Below are 22,209 nucleotides of genomic sequence, written 5' to 3'. Positions count from 1 at the left end.
GGGTATTTTTTACTAGAGATTGAGCAAAATCAGCAAAATCAAAAAAAAAGATTTTCATAGGATTAATAAAAATTTAAGAATTTTATCATAAAATCCTGCATGTTATTAAGTTTTTTTAGTTTTTATTACCTACGACTGCTATTGGCGTTTGCGTAACTATACTCAAAAAACTTAAATAATTTAGCATTTTAATCTCTCAAAATACAAGGAGTTTGCGTTGCACAAAAAAGTTCTGTTGGCTTTAACTGCCAGCTTGATTTGCCAAGAGTCTTTGTTCGCTAAGGATAAAGACTACACTTTGGGCAAGGTTTCTACTGCCGGGAAAAAGGATAAATCTGATTATTCTGGGCAGGTCAATTTGGGTTATAGCGGGATTACCGCGCCTAAGAGTTGGCAAGATGAAGAAGTGAAAAAATACACAGGAAGCCGCACGGTGATCTCTAACAAAGCGCTCACCCAACAAGCTAACCAAAGCATTGAAGAAGCTTTACAGAATGTCCCCGGTCTGCAAATTAGGAATGCCACAGGCGTAGGGGCTATGCCTACTATCCAAATCCGTGGCTTTGGAGCGGGGGGTTCAGGGCATAGCGATGCGACGCTGATGTTAGTTAATGGTATTCCTGTTTATATGGCCCCCTACGCCCACATTGAGCTAGACATTTTCCCCGTTACCTTTCAAGCCATTGATCGCATTGATGTGATTAAAGGTGGAGGCAGCGTGCAGTATGGGCCTAACACTTATGGGGGTATTGTCAATATCATCACTAAGCCCATTCCTACTCAATGGGAAAACCAAGCGGCTGAAAGGATCACTTATTGGGCTAAGGCTAGAAACGCCGGTTTTGCCGCTCCCCCTGATAAAACCGGCGATCCTTCTTTCATCAAGTCTTTAGGCAACAACCTCCTCTATAACACTTATGTGAGGAGCGGAGGGATGATCAATAAGCATGTGGGTATCCAAGCGCAAGCTAACTGGGTTAGAGGCCAAGGCTTTAGGGACAATAGCCCCTCTAGTATTTCAAACTATTGGCTGGATGGGGTCTATGACATCAATGAAAGCAATGGGATTAAAGCCTATTACCAATACTACGATTTTGCTATCGCCCAACCGGGATCGCTCAGCGAGCAAGATTACAAAATAAACCGCTTCGCTAATTTGCGCCCCTTAAACCAAAAAGGCGGGCGTTCACAACGCTTTGGGGCTGTGTATGAAAACCGCTTCGGGGATTTAGACAGAGTGGGCGGGACTTTTAGCTTCACCTACTATGGGCAGTTGATGACTAGGGACTTTCAAGTGAGCTCTAGCTACAATAGCGCTAACATGGTTACTTGTTTTAGCGAAGCGGCATGCAGGGCGGCGGGACTTCCGGCAGGGTATAACTTGGCTGTGCCTTATTATGCCACTAACTACAATGGCTGGGCGGAGGTAGAAAACCCTGTGCGCTCCATTAACAACGCTTTTGAACCTAAAGTGAATCTGATCGTCAATACCGGGAAAGTCAAGCAAACCTTTATCATGGGCTTGCGTTTCATGACCACCACCTTTTTACAGCGCCAATACTTAAACACCAATGAATGCGCCACCAAAACGAGCGGTGAGGGGTCAGGATTCTTGTGTGAGGGTCCTAATGTGATGAGCGGTTGGAAACCCCACATCAAGCATGGCGTTTATAGAAACTGGAATAACTGGCGCAACAATTACACAGCAGTTTATTTGAGCGATCGCATTGAAGCTTGGGACGGGCGCTTTTTCATCGTGCCTGGTTTGCGCTACGCTTTTGTGCAATACAACAACGAAAATGCGGCTAATTGGGCGCAAATCCCTGAGAAGGATTTAAGAAAAATCAAGCACATGAACAATTGGATGCCCTCAACCAACATTGGCTTTATCCCTGTGCAAGGCGATCACAATGTGCTTACCTACTTCAACTACCAACGCTCTTTCGTCCCGCCTCAATTAGACGTTTTGAGCTATGGAGGAGCGGAGTATTTCACCCAACACTTTGACACGGTGGAAGCAGGAGCACGCTACACCTATAAAGATAAATTCAGCTTCAATGCGGACTACTTTAGGATTTGGGCACGCGATTTTGCCACCGGGCAGTATTCAGTCTATACAAGCGGCCCCATGAAAGGTAATGTGCGCCCCATTAATGGCTATTCTCAAGGCGTGGAGCTGGAATTGTATTACAGGCCTATTAGAGGGTTGCAATTCCATGCCGCTTTCAACTACATTGACACTCGTGTAACCAGCCATGGCCCTTTAACAGACTTGAACGGGGATGTGCTAAAAGGGACTAGCTATAACAAGCATTTCCCTTTTGTAAGCCCTTTCCAGTTCATTCTTGACGCTCGTTACAATTGGCGTAAAACCACCATTGGTATTTCTAGCTATTTTTATAGCCGTGCTTATAGTGGGATTAGCAACAGCGCAGCAGGAGGCTATTATGGGATGCAATATTATAGTGGGGGGAACAACTATGAAAGCGTTCTTAATAGCGGCTATCAATGCGAAGCTTGGTGTATGACCCAGCATGAAGGGCTCTTGCCTTGGTATTGGGTGTGGAATATCCAAGTGAGCCAAATTTTTTGGGAAAACGGACGACACAGAGTTACAGGAAGCTTGCAAATCAACAACATCTTCAACATGAAGTATTATTTTACAGGGATTGGCTCTAGCCCTGCAGGCTTGCAACCCGCGCCTGGAAGATCGGTTACAGCGTATTTGAACTACACTTTCTAAAGGCTTTAAAAAGGAGGGGGATTGTTGAGCGATGATGAGCCGCTCAAATCAGCCGCTTAGCGGTTTCATTGAGATGATGGAGTTTATTTAAGAATATTCCAAATAAGTTTCTTTGAGGCTGGCCTTAGCCCTTTGCCAATTAGGCAAATACAAACTCAGCAAATCCCTAAAGTATTCGTTGTGGTGGCGTGCTTTGAAATGCAATAATTCATGCACAACCACATATTCAATGCCCTTTCTAGGTGCTTTAGCCAATTCCAAGTTAAAAAGCAGGGTGCGTTTAGCAATATTACAACTCCCCCATATCCGTTTCATTTTTTGGATTTTAAAGCTCTGTATGCTCTCGTTTAAAATCTTTTCGTATTGGTTGATATAGGTTTGTATTTTTTCTCTTAAAACTTGTCTGTAATAGTTTTCTAACACTTTTAAGCGGTTTTCTAAGCTTGTCTTTTGATGGACATGCAAGATTAAATATTTAGGGCTTTGGAGGACGAAGTGTTTTTTTATGGTGTGTTCAATCTTTAATAAATAGCGTTTCCCAAAAAGATAATGGCTTTCTCTCTCTAGCATTCCTCTTTGGCTCTGTCTGTTTTGGTTTAAAAAATTTTGTTGCTGTTCTTTTATCCAAGGGAGTCTTTTAATCAAAGAAAGCCTAAGGCTCTCATCGTTTAAAGCTAGGGGGCAAGACACACGCACAGAGCCATCAGGCGGGCAAACGCTAATGTGTAAATGCTTAATATCCTTTTTTTCTATAGCGATGTTGGTATTATTTAAAGTCAAACAATAAGCGTTCATTAGCGATACTCCTCTATGTGTTTGGCTAAATTAAAAACATTTTCTAACAAACCCTCATCGTTTATGATTTTTCTTAAAGCGATTTTAAGGTTTTTTTCTTTTTGATTATGCCCCACCCAACCATCTTTTTTATTATCCCTTATGCATGCGTCTGTTTCTAGGGCTAAGGCTTCATTTTCATCTAAATTATCATAGAGGGTTTTTAAAGCGTTAGTGTTGATCTTTTTAGGGTAATTTCTATTTTCTTTATTAATAACTTTTTTGGCTAAGTCGTGGATTTGTTGCAAGTATTCTAAATAGGTTAATTTCTTTTCCCTAAACTGGAGAATCAAATCGTTTAAAAGCGAAGATAATTTTTCGTAATACTTAGGATCGCTCGCTTCTTTTTCTATAATGCGTTTTTTAGTGTTGTTAGCGATACTTTCTGCCATAGAGCTTTCATTTTTAAATACTTGAGATAACGCCTTATTAAAATCATTAATATTCATTTGGGCTAAAACTTCACACAGCCCTTGATCTTCTATTTTGATTAGCGTCTTGCTATCCGTGGTTTTAATGTAAGCGTCTAAAATCCGGCGCATGTCTTCGCTATAGCTTTTTAAATCCACGCTATCCCCACTACTCAAGCCAACCGCTTTTTGTAAATGCCTATAAAATTCCGCTTCTTGTTTGATTTTTTGCATTTCTTCTTTAGAATAAATGGGCTTTTCTAAATGATTCAATTCCACAAACATTCTTAAAAACGCGCCAACAAGCTGGTAAAACAACCGCCTTTTTTGAGTGTTTTTTTCTAAATCGCTCCCACAAAAATAAGCGATATAATCCATTTCATCTTTTGGCTCTTTCACGCTTTCACAAAGCGATTTTAACTGATCTCTAGTTTCTTCTAATCTTTTCTTAATCTTTTGGGATTTGTCAGAGATAAACCCTTGAATGTCTTCTCTTTCATAGTTTTCAAACGCTTTATTGGTGTAATCGCTGTGCGCTTCTTGTAGGCTATCAAACAAATCCTTATAGTCTATGATACAGCCAAAATCCTTATCTTCGCTATCTAATCTATTCACCCTGCACACCGCTTGAAAAAGCCCATGATCTTGCATTTTCTTATCCATGTATAAATAAGTGAGGCTTGGCGCATCAAAACCGGTCAATAGCTTATCCACCACGATCAATAGCTTCATTCTAGCAGGCTCATTAATGAAACGCTTTTTGACTTTTTCTTCAAACTCTTTAATTTGATTAAGGGCTTTTTTCCCATCTTTTTCATTAAAAAAGTTTTGCAACATTTTGCAATAAGTGCGGTATTTATAACTCTCTTCGCTCTCATTGCTCCCGCAATCTTTCAGATCAGCGATATTGGGTTCATAGCTTGTGATCACAGCCACCTTATCCTTTAATTCTGTTTCTAAAAAGAGTTCAAAATACTGGCATGCGTTATACACGCTTTCAGCCACCAGCATGGCATTCCCCTTTCCATTCCTTAATCGTGGGAGTTTTGCCATATCCAATACAATATCTTGCACAATACGAGCCAATCTGTCTTTAGTGGAAAAAACCTTTTGCAAATTAACCCATTTCTTTTTAAGCTCTGTTTTAGCCGCCTCATTCAAGTTTTGGGTTTTTAATTCAAAATACTCGTCTAGCTTTTCAGGGCTACTGACATATTGATCCACGCTCCTGGCTTCATAGTTTAAATCTAGCACCACCCTATCGCTAACGGCTTCATTAAATTTATAGCAGTGGATATAATTCCCAAACACTTCCTGGCTTGTCTTTTTATCTTGTTTCAATAAAGGCGTGCCGCTAAAGCCTATAAAAATCGCATTAGGGAGCAGGCTTTTCATGGCTTTATGCAATTTAGCGCTTTGGGTTCTGTGGCATTCATCCACTAAAACAACCCATTCTTTTAAAACAGGTTGCTTTTTTAAGTCTTCTAAGTCGTTGTCATCAAATTTATGCACAAGCGCTCCAACCAAAAATTCCTTATTTTCAAACAGCACGCTCAATAAATCCTTCTTGCTGTCTGTGCGATAATAATTAGACTCGCCTATTCCTTCAAACACGCCTTGAATTTGAGCGTCTAATTCCCTCCTATCCGTAACGATTAAAATCCTTGCTTGTTGGATATTCCTTCTTAGCCATTGAGCGAACCACACCATAGTCAAGCTCTTACCGCTGCCTTGCGTGTGCCAAATAATCCCCCCTTCTTTTCTTTGGATAAATTCTTGCGTTTTTTTAATTGCAAAATATTGGTGGAACCGGGCGCATTTCTTTTGCCCCTTATCAAAAATCAAAAAATCATGGATAAATTCTAAAAACCTTTCTTTTTTAAAAAGCATTCAATCGTCTCAAACAAATTTTTTAAAACGCCCTCTTCTTTCCAAGAAAGGTAGTATTTTTCTTTAGTTTCTATGACGCCATATCTTAGCCCTTGACTTTCATTGCCCGCCATAACCAATTGGATCGTTTTAAAAAAATCTCTAATAAATTCTTTCTTTTGGTTGTCTAAATTTTGCCTGATACCGCTTTCCACGCTCACGCTGGATTTTTTCAATTCTAGCACCCCTAAAGCGATCCCATTAACATAAAGCACCACATCCGGCCGTTTCGTGTTTAGCCCTTTAACGCTCACTTCTTCAGCCACGCTAAATTCATTCTTAGAAACATCTTTCCAATCAATGAGCCAACTTGTTTGGGTTGGTTCATTCTGGCTTATTTTGGTTTTCACGCCATAAATTAAAAGCTCGTAAAATTTTTGATTCGCTTCGTATAAATCGTTTTTTAAAGCCTCATGGATTTTCTGCTCAATTTTATGCCACCTTTCATTATTGATTTTTTGGTTTTTAACTAGCCATGCTTTCAAGCTTTCTTTATTAATGTTTTCATTATCGCTCTTTGTTAAATCCCCTAAATACGCATAGCCCATGCTTTTAAAAGTTTCTATGACTTGTTTTTGAACTTCTCTTTCTGTTTTCATTATAAACCCCTTAAGAACGCTTTTTACCGCTTTATATTATAATCCTAAAAACAAAATAGGGCGATTAAAATGGCGATCAAAAAAAGCGAATTGTATAGCTCTTTATGGGCTGGGGCGGATAGTTTAAGGGGCGGAATGGATGCGAGCGAGTATAAAAACTATGTTTTGAACCTGCTTTTTTTAAAATACATCAGCGATAAAGCCAGAAATGACGCTAAAAACAATACTTATAGCGAAATAGAAGTGCCGCAAGGGTGTTTTTATGAAGACATTCTCGCTTTAGAGGGCGATAAAGAAATAGGCGACAAGCTCAATAAAATCATCGCAGAAATCGCAGAGCGAAACGACTTAAAAGGCGTGATTGACAGCGTGGATTTTAACGATAACACTAAGCTTGGCGAGGGTAAAGCGATGATGGACACCCTTTCTAATTTGGTTAAAATCTTTGCGGATTTGAGTTTGGGCGCGCATGGGGCTTTAGACGATGATTTATTGGGTGATGCCTACGAATATTTAATGCGCCATTTCGCCAGCGAATCCGGTAAATCCAAAGGGCAGTTTTACACCCCTAGCGAAGTTTCGCTTTTATTATCCCTTTTGCTTGGCATTGATGAAAACACCAGACAGGATAAAAGCATCTATGATCCCACTTGCGGGAGCGGTTCGTTACTATTAAAAGCTTCTAGTTTGGCCGGCAAAAAAGGCTTAACTATCTATGGTCAAGAAAAAGACATTTCCACCACAGCCCTTTGTAAAATGAATATGATTTTACACAATAGCGCTACTGCTGATATTGCTAAAGGGGGTTCTAGCACCCTTTCTAACCCCCTTTTTATTGAAAATGGCATGCTAAAAACCTTTGATTATGTCGTGGCTAACCCTCCTTTTAGCTTGAAAAATTGGACTGACGGGCTGAGCATAGACCCTAAAAGCAAGCAAGTCATTAACGATCATTTCAATCGTTTTGAAGACGGCACGCCCCCTGAAAAAAATGGCGATTTTGCTTTTTTGCTCCACATCATCAAATCCTTAAAAAACACAGGCAAAGGGGCAGTGATTTTACCTCATGGGGTGCTATTTAGGGGGAACGCTGAGAGTGCAATCAGAAAAAATCTTTTATTAAAAGGCTATATTAAAGGCGTGATAGGCCTAGCCCCTAATCTTTTTTATGGCACTTCCATTCCTGCATGCGTGATCGTTTTAGACAAAGAAAACGCGCGCGCCAGAAAGGGCGTTTTTATGATCGATGCGAGCAAGGATTTTAAAAAAGACGGCAATAAAAACCGCTTGAGGGAGCAAGATGTCCAAAAAATGATAGACACTTTTAACGCTTACAAAGAAATCCCTTATTATTCCAAAATGGTGAGCCTAGAAGAAATCAGTCTAAACGACTATAACTTGAATATCGCGCGCTACATTGCCGCCAAGCAGGAATCAGAAAAAGACTTGTTCGCTTTAATCAACAGCCACAAGGCGAGTTATTTGCCCAAAAACGAAATAAAAGCCTACGCCCCTTATTTTCAAGTGTTTAAAGAGCTTAAAAACACGCTGTTTAAAAAGAGCGATAAAGAGGGTTATTACGCTTTAAAAACAGAATGCGAAAACATCAAAGAATTAATCATTCAAAGCTCAGAATACCAAACCTTCCACGCTTCTGTTTTGAGCGCTTTTGACCGATTGGAATTATTTGAAACTTTTAATGATTTAGAGCCAGGTTTTAACCCAAAAACCCTAATAGAAAGCAAAGCGTTTGTCAAAAAGTTTTAAAAGAATTTGAAAAAATAGAAATCTTAGACAAATACGGCGTGTATCAGCTCTTCAAAGATTACTATAACGAAGTTTTGCAAGACGATTGGTTCCTCATCTCATTCAATGGTTTTATAAGCGCTAAAGAATTAAGGGAATTAAACCCCCTAAAAGACAAAAACAAAAAAGCCAATTATTTAGAGGAGCCGGATTTTGTCATTCAAAAAACCTACTACAAAAGCGATCTAATCCCTAAACATTTAATCAAACAACGCTTTTTTGAAAAAGAAACGAAAGAATTAGAAGAATTAGAAAACGCCCTTAATGAAAACGAGGCCCTTTTAGATGAATTTATAGAAGAGCATTCTAACGAAGAGGGGCTTTTTGATGGATTGAAAATCAATGAAAGCGTTTTGAAAAAAGAGCTAAAAAACGCCACCGATTTAGAAGATAAACAAATCCTAAAAACCGCTTTAGAATGGCTAGAAGCTAAAAACAAGGCGCTAAAAATGAAAAATAAAGCTTATGAGGAGCTGGAATTAAAAGCGTTCCACCAGTATAAAAACCTTGAAATCAATGAAATTAAAGATCTCATCATCAAAGACAAATGGCTCAACAGCCTAAAAAACGCCCTAGAAAACAAAATTTTAAAACGCATCAACGCTTTTATTAGCGCTCTTAATGAAATCATTTTAAACTACTCTAACAGCTTGTTAGAACTAGACAAAGAAGTCAAAGAGAGCGAATCAAAAGTTTTAGAGCATTTGAAAGATTTGGGGTTAATGGGGTGATAAACGCATGGACGCATTAGCACTGCCCTCAAATTGGCAAAGAGTGAGAATTGGGGATATATGCGAAATTGTTAAAGGACAACAAATAAATAAAATTAGCCTAAATAATACAGATAAATACCCCGTTATAAATGGTGGCATTGACTTTTTGGGCTACACAAATAAATTTAATGTTTCAAAGAATACAATAGCAATTAGTGAGGGTGGCACATGCGGATATGTTAGGTTTATGAAAAGCGATTTTTGGTCAGGAGGGCATAACTATTCCTTACAAAAAATTAGCAATAAGGTAAATAATTTATGTTTATACCACATTTTAAAAAGTTATGAAAAAGATATTATGAAATTAGGAGTTGGGTCTGGATTAAAGAATATTCAATTAAAAGCCTTAAAAGATTTTGAAATCCCCCTACCCCCCCTAAACGAACAAATCGCTATCGCTAACATTTTAAGCGATTTGGATAATGAGATCGCAAGCCTTAAAAACAAAAAACGCCAATTTGAAAACATCAAAAAAGCTTTAAACCACGATTTAATGAGCGCTAAAATCAGGGTTTTAGAAAAATAAACACCCCAAAAGTCAAGGACAAACCCGCTTTTTAAAGGAAACCCCTAAGCTTTTAAACTCAGGGGAACGCTCTTGAAAAAATCAGCGTTTCACAGAAACGATCACTTTAAGCCCTAAAAAAGCAAACTCAAAGTATAATGATCTCCAAGAGCGTTTGTTATGTGGCTTTGACATAACATGCTCCTTTATGTGGTTTGCCCCATAATGCAACTATGGGGCGTGGTGAGATTTTACAACAAACCCCCTTAAAATCTCATCTAATCAAAAACAAGGCGTTTTTAAAACATTAAAGAATGAGCGTTATTAAGCGGTATTGTTTAAAACTAATGCTTCAAACAATCTTCAAACAAATACTGATGCTCGCCAGGTAAAGCGTCAAATAAGGCTTTGGCTAAATCTTGCATTTCTTTTAAGGCTTTATTACTGCTTCTTAAAGTCAATAAATTTTGCAAGCTCCTAGCGTTAATGCTATAGGCTAAATGCGTTTTATAGCTTTCAGGCATGGCGTATTTGGCTAAGTCGTTTTTAATGTTATGCTCGCTCAATAAAACCCTTAGATTTTCCAAAGCTAAAACGCTCATTGCATTCACTTTTTCATTATCCACAAACACTAAAAACTCTTTCGCTCTTTCTAAATTCGTTTCATTAAGGGGTAAAAAGCTCTCCACTTCTTTCAATTCCCTTAAAGTGTAACGGCTTGACTTCACGCTCAAGCTCGCTATTCTATGCCGGCTCAATTCTTGCAACGCCCCCCTGCTCAAGCCCTTGATTTCAAAATTGTAATAAAGATGCTCTAAAGTGGAAGAATGCCTAAAAATATTCCCCACCCTGTGGATAAGTTCCTTATCCTTACAACCGCCATCATCGCTGTATTCAAAACTCTGCCAACAAGTGCGGATCGCTTGGCTTGCAATGTCTAAAGGGGTATAATGCTTACAAATCACTTCCATTATTTGACTCCTAATCGCTTTTTATTCCACGGTAACGCTTTTAGCTAAGTTTCTTGGGTGATCCACATCGTGATTTAGGCGCATAGCGATTTCTAAAGCTAAAAGCTGCATCGCTAAATTCATGCGGAAAAATTCTTCCATGTAGCTTTCGCTCTCTTCTAATTGGATAAAATCATCAGCGATCTCTAAAATTTCAGAGCTTAACACGCAAATCGTAGAATCCCTAGCGCTCAATTCTTCAATATTGCTTTTGGTTTTATCAAATAACAAGTGCTTAGACAATAAAGCAATGGTAAAAAGGTTAGAATCCACCAACGCAATAGGCCCATGCTTCATCTCCGCGCTCGCATACCCCTCAGCATGCAAGTAGCTGATTTCTTTAAGTTTCAACGCTCCTTCTAAAGCGAGCGGGTAAAACACATCACGGCCAATATAAAAAAAGCCATGCCCATGCAAGTAGCGTTTGGATAAACGCTTGATTTTTTCATGCAATTTAGGCTCTACTTTCATCGCCTTCACGCTATTGAGCATGTTTTTGGCTTGGATTCTTTCTTCTTCTTTAGAGATCGTCCCTAGCTGTTTGCCTAGATACACGCTCAAAAGCCATAAAAGCATCACTTGCGAAGAAAACGCCTTAGTGGATGCCACGCTCCTTTCTACCCCCGCTCTAATCAAAAGCGTGTGATCACTAATGCGGCTCATCATGCTAAAAGGGGCGTTACACAAGCTAATGGTTTTAAGCCCTTGGGCTTTGGCTAATTTTAAAGCTTCTAAAGTGTCAGCGGTTTCACCGCTTTGAGAAATCGCTATAAAAAGCTCGTTAGGGTTGCTTTTAAAATGGGCGTAGCGGTATTCGCTCGCTAAAATGGCCCTCGCTCTTATTTTGGCTAACCTTTCAAACAAATACACGCTCGCCAAACTCGCATGGTAACTGCTCCCGCAAGAACACAGCGTGATCTCGCTCACGTTTTCTAAAAATTCAGGATCAATCTCACAATACACATTCAAGGCTTCCAAGCGCCCCTCTAAACACTCTAACAAACTGCTGTGCTGCTCATAAATCTCTTTTTCTAAATAATTCCTAAAATCCCCTTTAGAATGATCTTTATTCTCAAAAGCGTAATCTTTCATGTTTTCAATGTGTTTTAAATCTTTAAAATTTTCTAAAGAAATCCGCCCCACGCTGTTTTCTTCTAAAATGACAAATTGATCCACTTTAGGGGCTAGCACGCTCAAACTGGACGCAAAAAACACCCCCTCTTTGCCCTTGCCCACGATTAAAGGCGAAGAAGATTTAGCGTAAAAGAGACTCTCTTTAGCTCTTTTATGGAGCATTAAAATCGCATAACTCCCTTTTAAAAGGCTGATGCTTTTTTCAAAGGCTTTCAATAAATCGCTCTCGCTTTTAAGCGTTTCTTCTAATAAATGCGCAATCACTTCCGTGTCCGTTTGGCTTAAAAACGCATGCCCTTTGTTTTCCAATTCTTTTTTCAAGCTTGCGTAATTTTCAATGATGCCATTATGCACTAAGGCTAAATTTTCTGTAAAATGCGGATGGGCGTTCGCGCTGCTTGGTTTCCCATGCGTCGCCCATCTCGTATGAGCGATACTCACGCCAAAATTTAAAAACTCTTTATCTTTAAGCTCTGATCTAAGGTTTTCTAATTTCCCTTGAGTTTTAAACACTTCCAAATAATCATTGCTCAATACGGCTAAACCCGCACTATCATAACCTCTGTATTCCAATTCCTTTAAGCCCTCTAAAAGAATGGATTTTTTCTCGCTATCCCCTATATAACCTACAATCCCGCACATTTAAAACACCAATAACCCTTTTTTGATTTTATTTAAAGCGTTAATAAGCTCCTTCAATCGCTCCACTTCTTCGCTTAGTTGCGTAAAAAACGCTTCATTCACGCCCTTTGGCATGTCCATGCTCCCTCTTTTAATTTCAATAAAATCCCCCAAACTCAAATTCGCTAATTTTAAAAGCATTTCAATTTCATTTTGCGAATCTTCAATATCCGCTAAAATCTTGCGTATTTTTTCAAACATGTGATCGCCTTTAATTTAGAATGCTCCATGATACTCCATGATAGCTAAACTATTAAATTATCAATGATGTTTTCTAAAATCTGTTTGACTTTGGCGTGGTTTTCTTTAAATTCCTGATGCGCGTTAAGTCCCACATGATTACTCACGCAAAAAATCCCTTTAGCCTTTAAAGAAAAAATTTTAGCCACGCTTAAAACGCTAAAAAACTCCATGTTTTCTAATAAAACGCCCTTTTGAACCATTTTTTTAGCAAACATTTCGCTGGTGTGGATATAGTTACTGCTATTCACGCACACCCTTTCAAAAAGAGCCTGATCTTTAGTTTCTATGTGAATGAAATTATCTAAAGGCGTGTAGCTGTTTAAATGGCTAAAACTCTCTTCAATTTGATAGCCTTGAGTGCTTTCAAACACGCTCAAAAGCTCCATTTCTGGGCTATAACTCCCCGCGCTCCCTATAAAAATAAAGCTCTTAATATCAGGGTTTTTTAAACACATTCTCGTTAAATTAATCGCGCTTCCTATCAAACCCACACCAATAGGCGTCGCCCCTTTTAAAGTCTCATTCCTTCCCGCGCAAAGCAGCATGAAAATCCTTTTTTCGCATCTATTAGCTTATTATAAAGCAAGCATTATAGACAAACCCTTAAAAGAAACACCTTAATTTTAGGGCTTCATTCACATTTCATTCACATGCCATTCCTTTTTCATTCACCACTTATTCACGCTATAATAACGCCATGGATACCAACAACAATATTGAAAAAGAAATCTTGGCACTAGTCAAACAAAATCCTAAAGTTAGTCTCATAGAATATGAAAATTACTTTAGCCAACTCAAATACAACCCTAACGCGAGCAAGAGCGACATTGCCTTTTTTTATGCCCCCAACAAAGTCTTATGCACCACGATTACGGCTAAATACGGCGCGTTGCTTAAAGAAATTTTAAGCCAGAATAAAGTCGGCATGCATTTAGCCCATAGCGTGGATGTGCGTATTGAAGTGGCGCCTAAAATCCAGGTTAACGCCCAATCTAATATCAATTACAAAGCGGTAAAAACGAGCGTCAAAGACTCTTACACTTTTGAAAATTTTGTCGTAGGCTCATGCAATAACACCGTTTATGAAATCGCTAAAAAAGTCGCCCAAAGCGATACCCCCCCTTATAACCCGGTGCTTTTTTATGGCGGCACAGGGTTAGGCAAAACGCACATTTTAAACGCTATCGGTAACCATGCCCTAGAAAAGCATAAAAAAGTCGTGTTAGTGACTTCAGAAGATTTTTTGACAGACTTTCTAAAGCATTTAGACAACAAAACCATGGATTCTTTTAAAGCAAAATACCGCCATTGCGACTTTTTCCTATTAGATGACGCTCAATTTTTGCAAGGAAAACCCAAACTAGAAGAAGAATTTTTCCACACTTTCAACGAATTGCACGCCAACAGCAAACAAATCGTATTGATTTCAGACCGATCGCCTAAAAACATCGCCGGCTTAGAAGATCGCTTAAAATCGCGCTTTGAATGGGGGATAACCGCTAAAGTCATGCCCCCTGATTTAGAAACCAAGCTCTCCATCGTCAAACAAAAATGCCAGCTCAATCAAATCATTTTGCCTGAAGAGGTGATGGAATACATCGCCCAACACATCAGCGACAATATCCGCCAAATGGAAGGTGCGATCATTAAAATCAGCGTGAACGCAAACTTGATGAACGCTTCCATTGATTTGAATCTCGCTAAAACCGTTTTAGAAGATTTGCAAAAAGATCACGCTGAAGGCTCAAGCTTGGAAAATATCTTGCTCGCTGTCGCACAAAGCCTGAATCTCAAATCCAGTGAAATCAAAGTCTCTTCGCGCCAAAAAAACGTCGCTTTAGCGAGAAAATTAGTCGTGTATTTCGCCAGGCTTTATACCCCTAACCCCACGCTCTCACTCGCCCAATTTTTGGATTTAAAGGATCATTCAAGCATTTCTAAAATGTATTCTAGCGTTAAAAAAATGCTTGAAGAAGAAAAAAGCCCTTTTATTTTAAGCCTTAGAGAAGAAATCAAAAACCGCTTGAACGAACTGAACGATAAAAAAACCGCTTTCAATTCAAGTGAATGAAAAAAGGCTTATGAAAAAGCGTTTCATTCACTTTTTTTCAAATCCTACAACCCCCCTAAAAACGCGCACCTCTAAAGCTTTTTATTGTTTCATTCCATCCATTCACGCCCCTACTACTGTTACTAATTATTATTAATTAAAGTGTTACCTATCTATAACTTATCTATAACTTTTATTAAACCTCTTTTTAAGATATAATCCAAAAATCTAAAATAAAAAGGAATAAACATGAAAAAATCCCTTTGTCTGTCTTTCTTTCTGACTTTCTCTAACCCTCTTCAAGCCCTTGTCATTGAGCTTTTAGAAGAGATCAAAACTTCGCCGCATAAAGGCACTTTTAAGGCTAAAGTCCTTGATTCTAAAGAACCAAGACAAGTTTTAGGCGTTTATAATATCTCCCCACACAAAAAACTCACGCTCACAATCACTCACATATCCACTGCAATCGTCTATCAACCCCTTGATGAAAAACTTTCTTTAGAAACGACCTTAAACCCTAATCGCCCTACTATCCCTAGAAACACCCAAATTGTTTTTTCTTCAAAGGAATTAAAAGAATCGCACTCAAACCCAATACCTTCTTTAAACGCACCCATGCAAAAACCACAAAACAAACCCCATTCATCGCAACAATCTCCTCAAAACTTTTCTTACCCAGAGCCCAAACTAGGCTCTAAAAACTCTAAAAACAGCCTTTTACAGCCTTTAGTAACTCCTAGCAAAACAAGCTCCGCTAATGAAGTTAAAACGCCAACAAACGACGCTAATCCCCCTTTAAAGCATTCTTCAGAAGATCAAGAAAACAACCTTTTTGTAGCGCCACCCACTGAAAAAACGCTCCCTAACGCTGGTATTGATGAAAACAATGAAAGCAATGAGAATAAAGATAATATGGAAAAACAAGCCGTTAGAGATCCCAATGTTAAAGAATTTGCATGCGGGAAGTGGGTTTATGATGATGAAAATTTACAAGCCTACCGCCCAAGCATTTTAAAACGCGTTGATGAAGACAAACAGACTGCGACAGATATTACCCCTTGCGATTACAGCACCGCTGAAAATAAAAGCGGTAAAATCATTACCCCCTACACTAAAATCTCCGTTCATAAAACAGAGCCTTTAGAAGAGCCACAAACTTTTGAAGCTAAAAACAATTTCGCCATTCTTCAAGCCAGAAGCTCTACGGAAAAATGCAAAAGGGCTAGAGCAAGAAAAGACGGCACGACTAGGCAATGCTATCTAATAGAAGAGCCTTTAAAACAAGCATGGGAAAGTGAGTATGAAATCACCACGCAATTAGTGAAAGCCATTTATGAACGCCCCAAACAAGACGACCAAGTAGAGCCAACTTTTTATGAAACCAGCGAATTGGCTTATTCTTCCACACGAAAAAGCGAAATAACGCAAAACGAATTGAATTTGAATGAAAAATTCATGGAATTTGTGGAAGTATATGAGGGGCATTATTTAAACGATATAATCAAAGAAAGCAGCGAATACAAAGAATGGGTTAAAAACCATGTGCGCTTTAAAGAAGGGGTGTGCATGGTTTTAGAAATAGAAGAGCAACCACGAGCCAAAAGCACGCCTTTGAGTATTGAAAACTCTCGTGTTGTGTGTGTCAAAAAGGGGAATTATTTATTCAACGAAGTTTAAATGGTGGCTTGAGGCGGAATCGAACCACCGACACGAAGATTTTCAGTCTTCTGCTCTACCGACTGAGCTATCAAGCCAAGCAACAGACAATTATTACATAAAAAAGGTAAAATAAAGCTTAATTTTTAAAAAAATGACTAAAAAGATATAATTCACTCAAAATCAAACAAGGATTAAAATGAAATTGATCTCATGGAATGTGAACGGGTTAAGGGCTTGCATGACTAAGGGCTTTATGGATTTTTTTAATAGCGTTGATGCGGATGTTTTTTGCATTCAAGAATCTAAAATGCAGCAAGAACAAAACACCTTTGAATTTAAAGGGTATTTTGATTTTTGGAATTGCGCGATTAAAAAGGGCTATTCTGGGGTGGTAACTTTCACCAAAAAAGAGCCTTTAAGCGTGAGCTATGGCATTGATATGGAAGAGCATGACAAAGAGGGGCGTGTGGTAACTTGCGAATTTGAATCGTTTTATTTAGTGAATGTTTATACCCCTAATTCCCAACAAGCCCTATCCAGGCTCAGTTATCGCATGAGTTGGGAAGTGGAATTTAAGAAATTTTTAAAAGCTTTAGAGTTAAAAAAACCGGTCATTGTGTGCGGAGATTTGAATGTGGCCCACAATGAAATTGATTTAGAAAACCCCAAAACCAACCGAAAAAACGCCGGCTTTAGCGATGAAGAGAGAGAAAAGTTCAGCGAGCTTTTGAACGCTGGTTTCATTGACACTTTCCGTTATTTTTACCCCAACAAAGAAAAGGCTTACACCTGGTGGAGTTATATGCAACAAGCAAGGGATAAAGACATTGGTTGGCGCATTGATTATTTTTTATGCTCTAATCCTTTAAAAACGCGCTTAAAAGACGCTTTAATCTATAAAGATATTTTAGGGAGTGATCATTGTCCGGTGGGGTTGGAATTAGTTTAAAGGTAGAAAGTGTGCGAAATAAAGACGGAAAAAAGCCTTACAAAGGGTGAGTCGTATTCAAAAGTAAAAGGCCATTTGACTCCCACTTCAATACTAGCGTCATGGTGGAATAGCACGGTTTGGAATTTAAACCCCACTAAACCTAGCATCCTAAAATTGGAAGTTTTGAGCGAAAATCCTTGAATGCTGCGCCAATCGTCAATGATGAAATTCGCGCTGTGTTTGGAAATCGTCCATGTGTTTTCAGCAACCTGCATGCCATAAAAAAGAGAAAATACATACAAGGGGTTTTTATTGTATTCTACGATCAAATCCCCTCCAAAGCCATAAGTGAACATGTTCGCTTGAGCACCCGTTCTTTTATTGAGGATGACATTCCCATAATCCATAAAAAAGTAATAGCGAGAATAAAACCAATAATTAGTGGGGTTAATCTCCCAGCCTAAAGAAAAGCTCGCCCCTTCAATCGTGCGTTTAAGATCGTTGTATTTTTTCATAATCATTTTCCCTACCTGATACTGAGAAGCCACATAAAAACGGCTTTTGGCTTGCGTAAGGGTGGGGTTTAAAAAATAAACGCTTAAAAATAAGGGGGTTACTTTTTTAAATAAATCCTTTGAAAAAAATTTCACACTTTAATACTTCCTGTTGAGCGGGGAGTTAAGATTGTCTTGGTGGTTAGTGGCTCGTTGCAAAACATTGTTCGTTCTTTTTTGCGAAGGATCAGCGTTTTCTTCATTATTGATTTCATCAATTTTATTTTCGTTATTGATCAGATCATTCACCTCTTTAGTGACTTTTTCATCTTCTTCTTCATGCTCAATTTTTCTTATATCCTTATTCGCTTGATTGATTGGATTGTTTTGAGTGGTTTTAGTGTTGTTTTGGTGCGATTGGGACGATTTTTTAGGCTCGTCTTTGCATGCGCTCAACACGCTTAAAACAAAAGAGATAACGATAAAATGAGTGATTTTAGATTTCATCAATTAAATTTCCTTAAGTCAATGTATAATTTGCTTATTTTATCATAAAAACGATTAAGGATTGACTAAGAACAAATTGCAAGAAACAGATGACTTATTAAAAACATTGAACGTGAAATCGCTTTTAGAAGCTTTGCTTGTTTATACGCCTAAGGGTTATAAGGATTTAAGCTTGTTAGAGCGTTTTGAAACAGGCTTGAGTGGCGTTTTAGAGGTGGGTATTTTAGAAAAAAGGAACTACGCCAAAGTTTTAAAGATTTTCGCCTATTCCAAACGATTTTATAAAAATTTAGAGCTTGTTTTTTTTAATTACAGTGCGTTTCATTACAACCAGTTTAAAACCGGCGAGAGTTTGTTCATTTATGGTAAATTAGAGCAAAGCTCTTTTAATCAAGCTTATATCATTAACACGCCTAAAATCCTTACTGAGTTTGGCAAGATTTCTTTAATTTTCAAAAAAGTTAAAAACCATAAAAAAATACAAGAAAATTTACAAAAACTCATTTCGTTAGAAAATTTAAAAAAGGAAGGTGTTAAAGAAAATATCGCGCATTTATTGTTAGAAATCTTTTTCCCCACGCCGCATTTTGTCAAGGATTTTGAAACGAATAAAAATTTTCCTTCACAACATTTAAATGCATTAAAATACATTGAAATGCTTTTTTATATGAAAAATTTAGAGCGCAAGAAATTGCAATTCAGTGCTAAAATCGCATGCTCCAATAACAGCGAACGCTTGAAAGCGTTTGTTACTTCTTTACCCTTTCAACTCACCAACGACCAACAAAACGCCATTAAAGAAATCCAAAGCGATCTTGCTAGCCCTATAGCGTGCAAGCGTTTGATTATAGGCGATGTGGGGTGCGGGAAAACGATGGTGATTTTAGCGAGCATGGTATTAGCTTACCCTAATAAAACCCTTTTAATGGCGCCCACTTCCATTCTCGCTAAACAGCTTTATAACGAAGCCTTAAAATTTTTACCCCCTTATTTTGAAGTGGAATTATTGCTTGGCGGGAGCCACAAGAAGCGATCCAATCATTTGTTTGAAACAATCACTCATGTGGTTATCGGCACGCAAGCGTTGTTGTTTGATAAGCGCGATTTGAATGAATTCGCACTAGTGATCACTGATGAGCAGCACCGATTTGGCACCAAGCAGCGCTACCAATTAGAAAAAATGGCAAGCAGTAAGGGCAATAAACCCCATTCTTTGCAATTTTCCGCTACCCCCATTCCTCGCACTCTGGCTTTAGCCAAAAGCGCGTTTGTGAAAACGACCATGATTAGAGAAATCCCTTACCCTAAAGAAATTGAAACTTTAGTCTTGCATAAAAGAGATTTTAAAATAGTGATGGAAAAAATCAGCGAAGAAATCGCTAAAAACCACCAAGTCATTGTCGTCTATCCGCTGGTGAATGAAAGCGAAAAAATCCCGTATTTATCGCTCAGTGAGGGGGCAAGTTTTTGGCAAAAACGCTTTAAAAACGTTTATACCACTTCAGGGCAAGATAAAAATAAAGAAGAAGTGATTGAAGAATTTAGAGAGTCTGGGAGCATTCTTTTAGCGACTACGCTCATTGAGGTGGGCATTTCTTTACCACGATTGAGCGTTATGGTGATTTTAGCGCCCGAAAGGTTAGGCTTAGCGACTTTGCACCAGTTAAGGGGGCGCGTGTCTCGTAACGGCTTGAAAGGCTATTGTTTTTTATGCACGATCCAAGAAGAAAACGAACGATTGGAAAAATTTGCTGATGAATTGGACGGCTTTAAAATCGCTGAATTGGATTTAGAATACAGAAAAAGCGGGGATTTACTCCAGGGAGGGGAGCAGAGCGGGAATAGTTTTGAATACATTGACTTAGCCAAAGATGAAAACATTATCGCTGAAGTGAAACGGGATTTTTTAAAGGCCGCTAGCGTTTCACGGGGAACATTTGAAAATTAAGGTGGAATTGGATAATTTAAATCATTATAAAATAAAGGATAGAGATGCAAAATAAAGAAATTGGTGGAGAAAAAAGCGTTAATGAAAAAAATGTAGAGGTTTTCAATCGTTATTTTCCCGGTTGCTTGAGTATAGAAAATGATAACCAACTCACGCTGGATACAAAAAAATTAAAAGCGTTACTTGGGGATTTTAGCGAGATAAAAGAAGAGGGCTATGGGTTGGATTTTGTGGGTAAGAAAATCGCCTTAAATCAAGCTTTTAAGAAAAATCATAAGATTTTAAAGCCCTTAAACGAATCCACTAGCAAGCACGTTCTCATCAAGGGCGATAATTTAGACGCTCTCAAAATCTTAAAACAAAGCTATAGTGAAAAAATCAAAATGATTTACATTGATCCGCCTTACAACACGAAAAACGAGAGTTTTATCTATGGCGATGATTTCTCGCAATCCAATGAAGAGGTTTTAAAAACATTGGATTATTCTAAAGAAAAGCTGGATTACATCAAGAATCTTTTTGGGTCAAAATGCCATAGCGGGTGGCTTAGTTTCATGTATCCCAGATTGCTGCTCGCTAGAGATTTGCTCAAACAAGACGGCGTGATTTTCATCAGCATTGACGATAACGAATGCGCCCAACTCAAACTTTTATGCGATGAAATTTTTGGGGAGGGGAATTTTGTTGGAGACTTTATCCGTAAAACAAAATCCACAACAAATGATGCAAAAATCGGATTAAATTACCAGCATGAGTTTTTACTTTGCTATGCTAAAGATAAAAATTATACAAATCTCTTGGGCGGAGAAAAGAATTTAGAAAATTACAAAAACCCCGATAACGACCCTAATGGAGCGTGGATTAGTGCTGACCCTAGTGCAAAAAGCGGGAACATGAAAACAGGGTATTTTGGAGTTACTAACCCTTACACAAACAAAGTGGATTATCCGCCTGTGAGTATGTTTTGGCGTTTTTCACAAAATACGATACAAAAACACATTGATGAGGGGCGGATTTGCTTTAAAAAAGAGCATAAAGATAATGAAAGGGGTTTTATTTACAAACGCTATTTGAAAGATTTAAAAACCACGCAAAAAACTTTTGATAGTTTGATATTTAGCGATAATTGTTATATGAACCAAGCGGCGACTAAAGAGCTTTTAAATTTGGGAATGGGAGAATATTTTCCTTATCCAAAAGGCGTAGAATTTATGAAAAAAATCATTCTGCATTCAACTTCTACAAATTCAGGCGATCTCATCTTAGACTTTTTCGCCGGGAGCGGGACAACCGCGCATGCCGTGTTAGAGAGTAATAAGAGCGATTATCAAAAATTAAGTGAGGGGGGGGGGGTTATTTAATGGCTTGAACGCCGCATTTAAAGAAAGGCGCTTCATTCTCGTCCAATTAGATGAAAAAATTGATCCCAAGAAAAACAAAAGCGCTTATGATTTTTGTTTAAACACCTTAAAATCCACCTCCCCGAGCATTTTTGACATCACCGAAGAAAGGATTAAAAGAGCGGGGGCTAAAATAAAAGAAGCTTGCCCCGATTTAGATGTGGGGTTTAGAGCGTTTGAAATCGTTGATGATGAAACGCATGCTAACGATAAAAATCTGGGCGAAGCCCATCAAAAGGATTTGTTCGCTTATTCTAACCCAAAAAAAAGAGAAACTCAAACGATTTTAATCAAGCTTTTAGGCTGCGAGGGTTTGGAACTCACCACCCCTATAATTTGCTTGATTGAAAACGCCTTGTATCTGGCTTTAAATACGGCTTTCATTGTGGGGGATATAGAAATGAGCGAAGTTTTAGAAAACTTGAAAGATAAAGGGGTGGAAAAAATCAGCGTGTATATGCCCGCTATCAGTAACGACAGGCTGTGTTTGGAATTGGGCAGTAATTTGTTGGATTTGAAATTAGAGAGCGGCGATTTAAAGATTAGGGGGTAG

Annotated in this window: 15 protein-coding genes, 1 tRNA gene and 3 pseudogenes; 9 read left to right on the top strand and 10 right to left on the bottom strand. The window is 38.4% G+C overall.

The window, feature by feature from the left end:
* The first annotated feature begins 217 nt into the window (after positions 1-217).
* Entirely contained in the window at positions 218-2,743 is a 2,526-nt protein-coding gene (locus AYS37_RS07325; RefSeq protein WP_000549154.1) for a TonB-dependent receptor family protein, read from the top strand.
* Between the two features lie 87 nt (positions 2,744-2,830).
* Here the strand turns inward: AYS37_RS07325 and AYS37_RS07320 are convergent, their stop codons facing one another.
* Positions 2,831-3,538 (bottom strand): YgjP family zinc-dependent metalloprotease, encoded by a 708-nt coding sequence (locus AYS37_RS07320; protein WP_000995251.1) that lies wholly within the window; start codon positions 3,536-3,538, stop codon positions 2,831-2,833.
* Positions 3,538-6,515, bottom strand: a pseudogene (locus AYS37_RS07315) (type I restriction endonuclease subunit R). Before AYS37_RS07315 ends, AYS37_RS07320 begins: the two are co-directional and overlap by 1 nt.
* 69 nt (positions 6,516-6,584) lie before the next feature.
* Between AYS37_RS07315 and AYS37_RS07310 the strand changes: the two are divergent.
* Both AYS37_RS07310 and AYS37_RS08380 read left to right on the top strand, forming a co-directional pair.
* Positions 6,585-9,052, top strand: a pseudogene (locus AYS37_RS07310) (type I restriction-modification system subunit M).
* Between the two features lie 34 nt (positions 9,053-9,086).
* Positions 9,087-9,620, top strand: a pseudogene (locus AYS37_RS08380) (restriction endonuclease subunit S); the annotation flags it as partial.
* An 81-nt stretch (positions 9,621-9,701) separates the two neighbouring features.
* Here AYS37_RS08380 and aapA3 read toward each other — a convergent pair.
* The 5 genes from aapA3 to AYS37_RS07285 all read right to left on the bottom strand — a co-directional run bounded on the left by aapA3 (position 9,702) and on the right by AYS37_RS07285 (position 13,212).
* Entirely contained in the window at positions 9,702-9,794 is a 93-nt protein-coding gene (gene aapA3, locus AYS37_RS09095; protein ID WP_000042563.1) for a hypothetical protein, read from the bottom strand.
* Positions 9,795-9,943: 149 nt separating this feature from the next.
* The gene (gene thyX, locus AYS37_RS07300) at positions 9,944-10,570 is read right to left on the bottom strand and encodes an FAD-dependent thymidylate synthase (protein WP_000451923.1); all 627 of its coding nucleotides are present in this window, start codon (positions 10,568-10,570) and stop codon (positions 9,944-9,946) included.
* A 21-nt stretch (positions 10,571-10,591) separates the two neighbouring features.
* Positions 10,592-12,385: a glutamine--fructose-6-phosphate transaminase (isomerizing) gene (glmS, locus tag AYS37_RS07295; protein WP_000334414.1), complete on the bottom strand. Its 1,794-nt coding sequence runs from the start codon at positions 12,383-12,385 to the stop codon at positions 10,592-10,594.
* Entirely contained in the window at positions 12,386-12,625 is a 240-nt protein-coding gene (locus AYS37_RS07290; protein WP_000461837.1) for a DUF2443 domain-containing protein, read from the bottom strand.
* A 44-nt stretch (positions 12,626-12,669) separates the two neighbouring features.
* Positions 12,670-13,212 (bottom strand): phosphorylase family protein, encoded by a 543-nt coding sequence (locus tag AYS37_RS07285; protein ID WP_000922967.1) that lies wholly within the window; start codon positions 13,210-13,212, stop codon positions 12,670-12,672.
* A 152-nt stretch (positions 13,213-13,364) separates the two neighbouring features.
* Here AYS37_RS07285 and dnaA point away from each other — a divergent pair, with 152 nt between their 5' ends.
* Both dnaA and AYS37_RS07270 read left to right on the top strand, forming a co-directional pair.
* A complete protein-coding gene (gene dnaA / locus AYS37_RS07280) occupies positions 13,365-14,738 on the top strand; it encodes a chromosomal replication initiator protein DnaA (protein ID WP_000380639.1) in 1,374 nt (457 codons plus the stop codon).
* Positions 14,739-14,966: 228 nt separating this feature from the next.
* Entirely contained in the window at positions 14,967-16,394 is a 1,428-nt protein-coding gene (locus AYS37_RS07270) for a hypothetical protein (RefSeq protein WP_000748986.1), read from the top strand.
* Position 16,395: 1 nt separating this feature from the next.
* On the opposite strand, the gene AYS37_RS07265 is transcribed toward AYS37_RS07270, so the two are convergent.
* Positions 16,396-16,471, bottom strand: a tRNA-Phe gene (locus AYS37_RS07265).
* A gap of 101 nt (positions 16,472-16,572) precedes the next feature.
* On the opposite strand from AYS37_RS07265, the gene AYS37_RS07260 reads away from it, so the two are divergent.
* Entirely contained in the window at positions 16,573-17,325 is a 753-nt protein-coding gene (locus AYS37_RS07260; RefSeq protein WP_000767532.1) for an exodeoxyribonuclease III, read from the top strand.
* Here the strand turns inward: AYS37_RS07260 and AYS37_RS07255 are convergent.
* Together AYS37_RS07255 and AYS37_RS07250 are read right to left on the bottom strand one after the other, a co-directional pair.
* Entirely contained in the window at positions 17,322-17,957 is a 636-nt protein-coding gene (locus AYS37_RS07255; protein WP_000668061.1) for an outer membrane protein, read from the bottom strand. The two genes, AYS37_RS07260 and AYS37_RS07255, sit on opposite strands and share 4 nt — an antisense overlap.
* A gap of 3 nt (positions 17,958-17,960) precedes the next feature.
* Positions 17,961-18,308, bottom strand: a complete 348-nt coding sequence (locus AYS37_RS07250) for a hypothetical protein (RefSeq protein WP_000837073.1) — start codon at positions 18,306-18,308, stop codon at positions 17,961-17,963.
* Positions 18,309-18,384: 76 nt separating this feature from the next.
* Here AYS37_RS07250 and recG point away from each other — a divergent pair, with 76 nt between their 5' ends.
* Genes recG through AYS37_RS08850 form a run of 3 tightly spaced genes read left to right on the top strand, consistent with a single transcriptional unit; the run spans position 18,385 to position 22,209 of the window.
* Positions 18,385-20,256, top strand: coding sequence for an ATP-dependent DNA helicase RecG (recG, locus tag AYS37_RS07245; protein ID WP_001874788.1), 1,872 nt, complete (start codon positions 18,385-18,387; stop codon positions 20,254-20,256).
* Positions 20,257-20,300: 44 nt separating this feature from the next.
* Positions 20,301-21,617, top strand: coding sequence for a site-specific DNA-methyltransferase (locus tag AYS37_RS07240; RefSeq protein ID WP_001179847.1), 1,317 nt, complete (start codon positions 20,301-20,303; stop codon positions 21,615-21,617).
* Positions 21,618-21,621: 4 nt separating this feature from the next.
* Entirely contained in the window at positions 21,622-22,209 is a 588-nt protein-coding gene (locus AYS37_RS08850; RefSeq protein ID WP_001874787.1) for a site-specific DNA-methyltransferase, read from the top strand.

It is taken from the genome of Helicobacter pylori NQ4053 (assembly GCF_000274605.1).
Lineage (GTDB): Bacteria > Campylobacterota > Campylobacteria > Campylobacterales > Helicobacteraceae > Helicobacter > Helicobacter pylori_CV.
Note: the sequence above shows the minus strand (reverse complement) of the source record. Positions and strands in the feature narration are given on the sequence as shown.